Source organism: Streptomyces sp. NPDC059398 (assembly GCF_042751845.1).
In the GTDB taxonomy this organism is placed as follows: domain Bacteria; phylum Actinomycetota; class Actinomycetes; order Streptomycetales; family Streptomycetaceae; genus Streptomyces.
Genome location: NZ_JBHYWP010000013.1, coordinates 1 through 10,264 on the forward strand (window position 1 = coordinate 1; position 10,264 = coordinate 10,264).

Below are 10,264 nucleotides of genomic sequence, written 5' to 3' on the forward strand. Positions count from 1 at the left end.
GGTCCACCGGACCGGGCCCCGACGCCGTCGGAGTCGGAACGCCGTCGGGTCAGAAGAAGACCCCGCACCGCAGCAGGACGTTCGCGTACGGACGCGCCTCGCCCGTGCGGACCACCAGGCGGGCGCCCGCCGACAGGCCCTTGAGGTCGTCGTGCGGGACCAGCCGCAGCTCAGGGAAGCGGGCGTCCAGCAGCTCCGCCGTCGCCGGGTTCGCCTCCCGTACCTCCTGGGCGGCTGTCGCGCCCTCCACCACCAGTTCGGCCAGCAGACCGTCGAGCACCTCGGCGAACGGCGGTGTTCCGGCCCGGAACGCCAGATCCACCAGGCGGGGGCCGGACGGGACCGGCATCCCCGCATCGCAGATCAGCACGCCGTCGCCGTGGCCCAACTCGGCGATGGCGCCCGCCAGATGGCGGTTGAGGATCCCGGACCGCTTCATTCCGCCCGCACCTCGGCGGCGGTCGGATAGGACTCCTGCGCACCCGGCCTGGTGACGGCCGTCGCACCCACCCGGGCGGCGAACGAGGCGGCCTGTGCCAGCTCCTCGCCCTGCCCGAGGCGCCAGGCCAGCGCGGCCGTGAAGGCATCCCCCGCACCGGTGGTGTCCACCGCCTCGACCTTGAGGCTGGGGACGTGCGCGCTCGTCCCCGTACGGCCGTCCGCGACCAGGGCGCCCGCGGCGCCCAGGGTGATCACCACGGAGCGCGGACCGAGTGCGAGCAGCGCCCGCGCCCACTCCTCGGGCGAGTCGCCCGCCGCGTCGCCCAGCACCGTCCTGGCCTCGTGCTCGTTGACCACCAGCGGGTCGCAGGCCGCGAGGACCTCGTCGGGCAGCGGCTGCGGCGGCGACGGATTCAGTACGAACCGGGTCTCATCCGGCAGTACGCGTGCCAGCTCGGTGACGGTCTCCAGCGGGATCTCCAGTTGCGTCGACACCACCCGGGCGGCCTCGAACAGGCTGCCCGCCGCGCGGATGTCGGCCGGGGTGAGCCGGGCGTTGGCGCCGGGGGAGACCACGATGCTGTTGTCACCCGACGGGTCCACCGTGATCAGGGCGACACCGGTGGGTGCGCCGCCGACGAGGACCCCGGCGGTGTCGACCCCTGCCGCGCGCTGCGATGCGAGGAGCAGCCGCCCGTTGGCGTCGTCCCCGACCCGGGCCAGCAGGGCGCTGCGGGCGCCGAGCCGGGCCGCTGCCACCGCCTGGTTGGCGCCCTTGCCGCCGGGGTGGATCACCAGGTCGGAGCCGAGGACGGTCTCGCCGGGCGCGGGGCGGCGCTCGACGCCGATCACCAGGTCGGCGTTGGCCGACCCTACGACCAGCAGGTCGTAGTCGTACATGTCAGTCCTGCTTTCGGGAGGGGGTGGCGGGTTTCGAGAGGGGTGGCGGGCTGCGGCCCGTCAGGAGAAGTCGGCTGCGTTCTTCTTGGTGACGACCTTGACCGGCACCTTCACCATGCTGCCGACCTTCTTGCCGTGCGTGGCCCTGATCGCGTTCTGCACCGCCAGTTTGCCCAGCTCGGCGGGCTGCTGGGCGACCGTGGCGTACAGGGTGCCGGCCTTGACGGCCTTCAGCCCGTCGGGCGTTCCGTCGAAGCTGACCACCGGGATCGAGGTGCCGGCCTTGCTGCCGAGCGCCTTGATGGCGCCGAGGCCCATCTCGTCGTTCTCGGCGAAGACCCCGGTGATCCCGTGGTTCGCCTGGAGCAGATTGGTCATGACGTCCAGGCCCTTGGTGCGGTCGAAGTCCGCGGGCTGCCGGGCGACGATCTTGATCCCCGGGTACGCCTTCATGCCCTCCTCGAAGCCCTGGCCGCGCTCGCGGCTGGCCGAGGTGCCCGCGGTGCCCTGGAGGACGACGATCCGGCCCTTGCCGCCGAGCTTCCCGGCCAGGGTCTTGGCGGCGAGCTTGCCGCCCGCGATGTTGTCGGAGGCGACGAGGGTGGCGGTGTCCGCCTTGTTGACGCCGCGGTCGGCCGCGACCACCGGGATGCCCGCCTTGTCGGCCGCGCGTACGGAGGGGGCCGCCGCGTCCGAGTCCACCGGGTTGATGATCATGGCCTTGACGCCGGCGCTGGTGAAGTTCTCTATCTGGTTGGCCTGCTGGGAAGCGTCGTTCTGCGCGTCGGTGACGGTCAGGTCGACGTGCTCCGCCTTGGCCTCCTGCTGGGCACCCGCCTTCATCTGCACGAAGAACGGGTTGTTCATGGTGGAGAGGGAGAGCCCGACCTTGGTCCTGCCGCCGGACGACGAACCGGAGTTGACGTAGGTGACAGCGCCCACGACGGCCGCCACCACGACGACGGCGACACCGGCCTTCGCCACCTGCCTGCCCTTGCCGCCGGGACCGCCGGAGCCGGCGCCCGCACCGGCCGCACCACCGGCACCAGGACCTGACCCGGCGCGGCGGCGCAGCGTGTCGAGCAGGACGGCGAGCGCGATGACCACGCCGATCACGACCTGCTGCCAGAACGCCGAGACCGAGAGGAGGTTGAGGCCGTTGCGGAGCACGGCCAGGATCAGCGCGCCGATCAGGGTGCCGGACGCCTTGCCGACACCACCGGCCAGGCTGGCCCCGCCGATGACGACGGCGGCGATGGCGTCCAGCTCGTACCCGTTGGCGGCCTGCGGCTGCGCGGAGGAGAGCCGCGACGCGAGGACGATGCCCGCAGCCGCGGCGAAGAGCCCGGAGAGTGCGTAGATGGCGAGCTTCTGCCGCTTGACCCGCAGCCCGGAGAGCCTGGCGGCCTCCTCGTTGCCGCCGATGGCGTACATGGAGCGGCCGATGTACGTACGGGCCAGGATCAGCGCCGTGATCAGCCCCATCACGATCATCACGATGACCGGGACCGGCAGCCAGCCGCCGAGCGTGTCACCGAGCGAGGAGACCGAGCCGGGGAAGGCGATCGGGCTGCCCTGCGAGATGACCAGCGAGAGCCCGCGGCCGATGGAGAGCATGGCCAGCGTCGCGATGAACGGCGGGAGTTTGCCGTACGAGATCAGTACGCCGTTGACCAGGCCGCAGGCGATACCGGTGGCGACCGCGAGGATCACCGCGATCCAGACCGGTATCCCCTCGGAGGTCGCCGTCCACGCCAGTACGGTCGCGGAGAGCGCGGCCACCGAGCCGACCGAGAGGTCGATACCGGCCGCGACGATGACGAAGGTGACACCGAACGCGAGGATCGCGGTCACGGCGGCCTGCACACCGACGTTGAGCAGGTTCTGGGTGGTCAGGAAGTCACCGGAGAGCAGCGACATCGCCACCACCAGGACGACCAGGGCGCTGAGTGCGCCGTTGTCGAGCAGGATGCGGCGGACGACCGCAGAGGCGCCACTCGCGCCCGTATTGCTCTTGAGCGTGTCAGTGGTCACGGGAACCCTCTGCTTCCTTCACTTCGCCTTTGGAGTGGGTGGAGTTGCTGTGCGCCGGGCCGGGCGGGGCGCTGACGGCGAGTGCCATCACCGCGTCCTGGGTGGCTTCGTGGGCCGGGAGTTCACCGGCGATCCGGCCCTGGGCCATCACCAGCACCCGGTCGCTCATGCCGAGCACCTCGGGCAGATCGCTGGAGATCATCAGGACCGCGTGGCCGGAGGCCGTCAGCTCGTTGATGAGCTGGTAGATCTCGACCTTGGCGCCGACGTCGATACCCCGCGTCGGCTCGTCCAGGATCAGGATCTTCGTATCGGCGAGCAGCCACTTGCCGATGACGACCTTCTGCTGGTTGCCGCCGGAGAGGGTGCGCACATGCTGGCCGAGTCCGGCCATCCGTACGCCGAGCTGTCCGGCGACCCGGGCCGCCGCGGCCTGCTGGCCCTTGATGTCGACGAGGCCCGCGCGGGTGGCGGAGCGCAGGGTGACCAGACCGAGGTTCTCCTCGACCGAGGCGTCGAGCACCAGGCCCTGGCCCTTGCGGTCCTCGGGGACCAGTCCGATCCCGGCGCCCATCGCCGCGTTCACGTCGTGCCGGGGGAGCCGTCTGCCGACGACGTCGACGGTGCCCCTGTCGTACGGGTCGGCCCCGAAGACCGCGCGGGCGACCTCGGTGCGGCCGGCCCCGACGAGCCCGGCGATGCCGACCACCTCACCGGCCCGCACCTCGAAGCTGATGTCGTGGAAGACACCGTCCCGGCCGAGACCGCGTACGGAGAGGAGGGGCTGCGCGGCGGGGGATTCGGGGGCGGCGGGCGCGGTGGCCGTGGTGGCCGTGGGGCTTCCGGTGGCTGCTGCTCCGGTGGTTCCGGTGGCCGTGGTGGTCCCCGGGGCCGGGGCGGCCGGGCGCTCCCTCGGGTACTGCTGCTCGATGCTGCGGCCCACCATCAGCCGGACCAGCTCGTCCTCGGGGGTGTCGGCGGGCACCTGGTCGATGCTGCGGCCGTCGCGGATCACCGTGACCCGGTCGCCGAGCGCGGCGATCTCCTCCAGATGGTGGGTGATGAAGACGATGCCCACGCCGTCCGCGCGCAGCGCGCGGACCAGCCCGAACAACTTCTCCACCTCACCCGAGGTCAGCACCGCGGTCGGCTCGTCCATGATCAGGACGCGTGCCTCCAGGCTCAGGGCCTTGGCGATCTCCACCATCTGGAGCCGGGCGATGCCCAGTTCACGGACCCGGGTCCGGGGCGCGATGTCGAGCCCTACCCTGGCCAGCAGCACGGCGGCGTCCTGCTCCATCCTGGCCCGGTCGATCATCCCGAAGCGGCGCGGCTGGCGGCCGAGGAAGATGTTCTCGGCGACCGTCAGATCCGGCACCAGGTTGAACTCCTGGTAGATCGTGGCGATCCCGAGCCGCTCGGCGTCCTGCGCGCCGTGGATACGGACCTCCCGGCCCTCGGCGAAGATCTTGCCGCTGTCGGGGCGGTAGGCGCCCGAGAGCATCTTGATGAGGGTGCTCTTGCCTGCGCCGTTCTCGCCGAGCAGTACGTGCACTTCGCCCCGGCGCAGGTCGAAGTCGACGCTGTCGAGCGCGACCACTCCGGGGAAGGTCTTGCGTATGCCTTCGATACGCAGCAACTCGTCGGGGACGTTCACCGGTTGCTCCTGTTCGGCGTCGGGGCGGTGGCGGTGGTGACAGGGGGGACGGCGGTGGTGACCGGGGGGACCGCGGTGGTGACCGGGGTGACGGCGGCGGGGGCCGCGGGGGAGACGGCAGGCGGGGAAGCGGGCGGCGGCTCGCCGCACGAGCGGCGGACCACCAGCCGCGCCGGGAGGATCGCGGACTCCGGCTCCCGGCCCTCCAGCCGGTCGATCAGCGCCCGCACGGCGGCCCGGCCCAGTTCACCGGTCGGCTGGGCGATGGCGGTGATCGGCGGATCGGTGTGCACGAACCACGGGATGTCGTCGAAGGCGGCCAGCGCGACGTCCCGCGGGATCCGCAGACCGTGGGCGCGGATGGCGTCCATGGCGCCGAGCGCCATCAGGTTGTCGGCGGCGAAGATCACCTCGGGCGGTTCGGCCAGCGCCAGCAGCCGGGCCGCCTCCCGGCGTCCGCTGCCGGCCTGGAAGTCGCCGTGCCCGATCAGCTCGTCCGGCAGCGGCAGCCCGTGCTCGCGCAGCGCCCCGCGGAAGGCGTCCACCCGCTCGCTGCCGGTGGTGGTCGTGGCCGGGCCCGCGATGATGGCGAGCCTGCGGTGGCCGAGTGCGTACAGGTGGGCGACCAGGTCGCGGACGGCGCCGCGCCCGTCGGAGCGTACGACCGGCACCTCCACGCCGGGGATCCAGCGGTCCACGAAGACCATCGGCACGCCCGCGCCGACCGTGTCGAGCATCAGCGGGGTGCCGCCGTCGGTGGGGCTGACCAGCAGTCCGTCGATCCGGCGGTCGGTGAGGGTGCGGATGTGGTGGTCCTGGAGGGCGGGCTGCTCGTCGGCGTTGCCGATGATCACGCTGTAGCCGTGCGCCCGTGCCTCGTCCTCGACGGAGCGGGCCAGCTCGGTGAAGTACGGGTTCAGCACATCGCTGATGACCAGGCCGAGGGTGCGGGTCTGCTGGGTGCGCAGCGACCTGGCCACCGCGTTCGGCCGGTAACCGAGGGCCTCCACGGCGGCCATCACCCGGGTGCGGGTGCCGGGCCTGACCGACGGATGGCCGTTGAGTACCCGGGACACCGTGGCGACGGAGACCTCCGCGCCGGCTGCGACGTCCTTGATGCTCGCCATCGCTGGACCACCTCCTTGTGGGCCGCATGGAATCGATTACACGGAGGATTGGAATCGATTACACGGCCCGCGGTCAAGAGGAGCCCGGCATTCCGTGATCCGATCGTGACTGCCCGATCGTCGTGACCGCCCGATCGTGACCGCCCGGTCGTGACGGTGCGGCTGCCCGGTCGTGACGGTGCGGCCGGGAGGCCCGGACGGTCGCACCCACCGCCCGTGCCGGGCTGTCGGACCCCGGCGGTAACGTCGCACCATGTCCAACATGGCAGTGCTGGAAGGGGTCCTGGAGCGGATCACCTACGCCAACGAGGAGAACGGCTACACGGTCGCCCGCGTGGACACCGGCCGCGGCGCCGACCTGCTGACCGTCGTCGGCTCGCTGCTCGGTGCCCAGCCCGGTGAGTCGCTGCGCATGGAGGGCCACTGGGGCTCCCACTCCCAGTACGGCAAGCAGTTCACCGTGGAGAACTACACGACGGTCCTGCCCGCCACCATCCAGGGCATCCGGCGCTATCTGGGCTCCGGGCTGATCAAGGGCATCGGCCCGGTGATGGCCGACCGGATCACCACGCACTTCGGCCTGGAGACGCTCGACATCATCGAGCAGGAGCCGGGGCGCCTCATCGAGGTGCCGGGGCTCGGCCCCAAGCGGACGAAGATGATCGGCGCTGCCTGGGAGGAGCAGAAGGCGATCAAGGAAGTGATGATCTTCCTCCAGGGGGTCGGGGTCTCCACCTCCATCGCCGTCCGGATCTACAAGAAGTACGGCGACGCCTCGATCTCCGTCGTGAAGAACGAGCCGTACCGGCTGGCGGCCGACGTCTGGGGCATCGGTTTCCTCACCGCCGACCGCATCGCCCAGGCGGTCGGCATCCCGCACGACTCGCCGGAGCGCGTCAAGGCCGGTCTGCAGTACGCGCTCTCCCAGTCCACCGACCAGGGGCACTGCTTCCTCCCCGAGGAGCAGCTGATCTCGGACGCGGTCAAGCTGCTCCAGGTCGACACCGGCCTGGTCATCGACTGCCTGGCCGAGCTGGCCGCCGAAGAGGGTGTCGTACGGGAGAGGGTGCCGGGTCCCGAGGGCGGCGATGAGCAGATCACCGCGGTCTATCTGGTCCCCTTCCACCGGGCCGAGATCTCGCTCGCCTCCCAGGTGGTCAGGCTGCTGCGCACCGAGCAGGACCGGATGCCCGCCTTCCACGGCGTCGACTGGGAGAAGGCCCTGCACTGGCTGGCCGGGCGCACCGGTGCCGAGCTGGCCCCCGAGCAGCAGGCCGCGGTCCGCCTCGCGCTCACCGAGAAGGTCGCGGTGCTGACCGGCGGCCCCGGCTGCGGCAAGTCCTTCACGGTCCGCTCCGTGGTCGAGCTGGCCCGCGCCAAGCAGGCCAAGGTGGTGCTGGCCGCGCCCACCGGCCGGGCCGCCAAGCGGCTCGCCGAGCTGACCGGCGCCGAGGCGTCCACCGTGCACCGGCTCCTGGAGCTGAAACCGGGGGGCGACGCGGCGTACGACAGGGACCGCCCGCTCGACGCGGACCTGGTCGTCGTGGACGAGGCGTCGATGCTCGATCTGCTCCTCGCCAACAAGCTGGTCAAGGCCGTCGCCCCGGGCGCGCATCTGCTGCTGGTCGGCGATGTGGACCAGCTGCCGTCCGTCGGCGCGGGCGAGGTGCTGCGCGATCTGCTGTCGGCCACCAGCCCCGCTCCGAACGTCCGGCTGACCCGGATCTTCCGCCAGGCCCAGCAGTCCGGTGTGGTCACCAACGCCCACCGGATCAACTCCGGGGTGCACCCGGTCACTCAGGGCCTGCCGGACTTCTTCCTCTTCGTGGAGGACGAGACCGAGGAGGCCGGGCGGCTCACTGTCGATGTGGCGGCCCGCCGCATCCCGCGGAAGTTCGGTCTCGACCCGCGCCGTGACATCCAGGTGCTGGCCCCCATGCACCGCGGCCCGGCCGGTGCGGGCACGCTCAACGGCCTGCTCCAGCAGGCGATCACCCCGGCCAGACCGGGGCTGCCCGAGAAGCGGTCCGGCGGCCGGGTCTTCCGCGTCGGCGACAAGGTCACCCAGATCCGGAACAACTACGACAAGGGCGCCAACGGTGTGTTCAACGGCACGGTGGGCGTGGTCACTTCGCTCAACCCGGAGGACCAGAAGCTGACCGTGCGGACCGACGAGGACGAGGAGGTGGAGTACGAGTTCGACGAGCTGGACGAGCTGGCCCACGCGTACGCGGTGACGATCCACCGCTCCCAGGGCAGCGAGTACCCGGCGGTGGTCATTCCGGTCACTACGGGTGCCTGGATGATGCTCCAGCGCAATCTGCTCTACACGGCCGTCACCCGGGCCAGGAAGCTGGTCGTCCTGGTCGGCTCCCGCAAGGCGATCGGCCAGGCGGTACGTACGGTCTCCGCGGGCAGGCGGTTCACCGCGCTGGACCACAGACTGGCAGGAGGCGGCACGGACGGCAGACCGTGGGAATCGTCACCCCGGGGTTCCGGAACCGGGGCGAAGAGGGCAGGATAAGCAGGTTGGCGGCACTCAGTGCCGCCAAATAGCCCAACGGGCGACCCCGAGTGCACTCTGCTGAGCCAAGTGGGGGATGGTAGAGACAGTCAGGGCACCTCGAAGAAGAGGCACTACGTCGGTGAGGGATGACGTGAGCGAGAACGCTAACAAGGCTGTAGTACTGCGGTACGGCGACGACGAGCACACCTACCCGGTGATCGACAGCACCGTCGGCGACCAGGGCTTCGACATCGGGAAGCTCCGAGCCCAGACCGGGCTGGTGACGCTGGACAGCGGATACGGCAACACCGCCGCCTATAAATCCGCGATCACCTACCTCGACGGCGAGCAGGGCATTCTGCGCTATCGCGGTTACCCGATCGAGCAGCTGGCCGAGCAGTCGAGCTTCCTTGAGACGGCCTACCTGCTGATCAACGGCGAGCTCCCCAAGGTCGACGAGCTGTCGACCTTCAAGAACGAGATCACCCAGCACACGCTGCTGCACGAGGACGTCAAGCGTTTCTTCGACGGCTTCCCGCGTGACGCGCACCCGATGGCGATGCTGTCCTCGGTGGTCAGCGCGCTGTCCACGTTCTACCAGGACAGCCACAACCCCTTCGACGAGCAGCAGCGGCACCTTTCGACGATCCGCCTGCTCGCCAAGCTTCCGACCATCGCGGCGTACGCGTACAAGAAGTCGATCGGCCACCCGTTCGTCTACCCGCGCAACGACCTCGGGTACGTGGAGAACTTCCTGCGGATGACCTTCTCGGTCCCCTCGCAGGAGTACGTGCCGGACCCGGTCGTCGTCTCCGCGCTGGACAAGCTGCTCATCCTGCACGCGGACCACGAGCAGAACTGCTCGACCTCCACCGTGCGTCTGGTCGGCTCCTCGCAGGCGAACATGTTCGCCTCGATCTCCGCCGGTATCAGCGCGCTGTGGGGCCCGCTGCACGGTGGCGCCAACCAGTCGGTCCTTGAGATGCTCGAAGGCATCAAGCAGTCCGGCGGCGACGTCGACACCTTCATCCGCAAGGTGAAGAACAAGGAAGACGGCGTGAAGCTCATGGGCTTCGGGCACCGCGTCTACAAGAACTTCGACCCCCGGGCGAAGATCATCAAGGCAGCGGCGCACGATGTCCTCTCGGCCCTCGGCAAGGATGACGAGCTGCTCGACATCGCGCTGAAGCTGGAGGAGCACGCGCTGGCCGACGACTACTTCGTCGAGCGGAAGCTCTACCCGAACGTGGACTTCTACACCGGCCTGATCTACCGCGCCATGGGCTTCCCGACCGAGATGTTCACCGTGCTGTTCGCGATCGGCCGGCTGCCCGGCTGGATCGCCCAGTGGCACGAGATGATCAAGGAGCCCGGCAGCCGCATCGGCCGCCCGCGCCAGATCTACACGGGTGAGGTCCTGCGCGACTTCACGCCGGTCGAAGGCCGCTGACACCGGTCGTGGCGGAAGCCCGCCGCCGTCGGCGGTCATAGCCGCACGGCAACCGAAAAGCGCCCCCGCCAGCTAAAACCCCACGCGATTGAAGAATTAGCGCTTGACGTCTATCCCCGCCGAGAAACCACAAAAAGACCAGCGCGGGA

General features: G+C 70.4%; 7 protein-coding genes. 2 read left to right on the top strand and 5 right to left on the bottom strand.

Annotation, left to right across the window (positions count from 1 at the left end; translation table 11 throughout):
- Positions 1–49: 49 nt before the first annotated feature.
- From rbsD to ACFXBC_RS07275, 5 genes are read right to left on the bottom strand one after another with little or no spacing between them, the layout of a single operon-like run.
- Positions 50–439 (bottom strand): D-ribose pyranase, encoded by a 390-nt coding sequence (rbsD, locus tag ACFXBC_RS07255; RefSeq protein ID WP_385019656.1) that lies wholly within the window; start codon positions 437–439, stop codon positions 50–52.
- Positions 436–1,341, bottom strand: a complete 906-nt coding sequence (locus tag ACFXBC_RS07260; protein ID WP_385019658.1) for a ribokinase — start codon at positions 1,339–1,341, stop codon at positions 436–438. The genes rbsD and ACFXBC_RS07260 overlap by 4 nt, the downstream gene beginning before the upstream one ends.
- 60 nt (positions 1,342–1,401) lie before the next feature.
- Positions 1,402–3,375, bottom strand: coding sequence for a substrate-binding domain-containing protein (locus tag ACFXBC_RS07265; RefSeq protein ID WP_385019660.1), 1,974 nt, complete (start codon positions 3,373–3,375; stop codon positions 1,402–1,404).
- Positions 3,365–5,032 carry a sugar ABC transporter ATP-binding protein gene (locus ACFXBC_RS07270; protein WP_385019662.1) on the bottom strand — a complete coding sequence of 556 codons (1,668 nt, stop codon included), beginning with the start codon at positions 5,030–5,032 and terminating at the stop codon, positions 3,365–3,367. Before ACFXBC_RS07270 ends, ACFXBC_RS07265 begins: the two co-directional genes overlap by 11 nt.
- On the bottom strand, positions 5,029–6,159 hold the full coding sequence (locus ACFXBC_RS07275) for a LacI family DNA-binding transcriptional regulator (RefSeq protein WP_385019664.1): 1,131 nt from the start codon (positions 6,157–6,159) through the stop codon (positions 5,029–5,031). Before ACFXBC_RS07275 ends, ACFXBC_RS07270 begins: the two co-directional genes overlap by 4 nt.
- 253 nt (positions 6,160–6,412) lie before the next feature.
- Between ACFXBC_RS07275 and ACFXBC_RS07280 the strand changes: the two genes are divergently transcribed.
- Together ACFXBC_RS07280 and ACFXBC_RS07285 are read left to right on the top strand one after the other, a co-directional pair.
- Entirely contained in the window at positions 6,413–8,683 is a 2,271-nt protein-coding gene (locus tag ACFXBC_RS07280; protein ID WP_385019666.1) for an ATP-dependent RecD-like DNA helicase, read from the top strand.
- Between the two features lie 133 nt (positions 8,684–8,816).
- The gene (locus ACFXBC_RS07285) at positions 8,817–10,115 is read left to right on the top strand and encodes a citrate synthase (RefSeq protein ID WP_385019668.1); all 1,299 of its coding nucleotides are present in this window, start codon (positions 8,817–8,819) and stop codon (positions 10,113–10,115) included.
- The last annotated feature ends 149 nt before the right edge of the window (positions 10,116–10,264 follow it).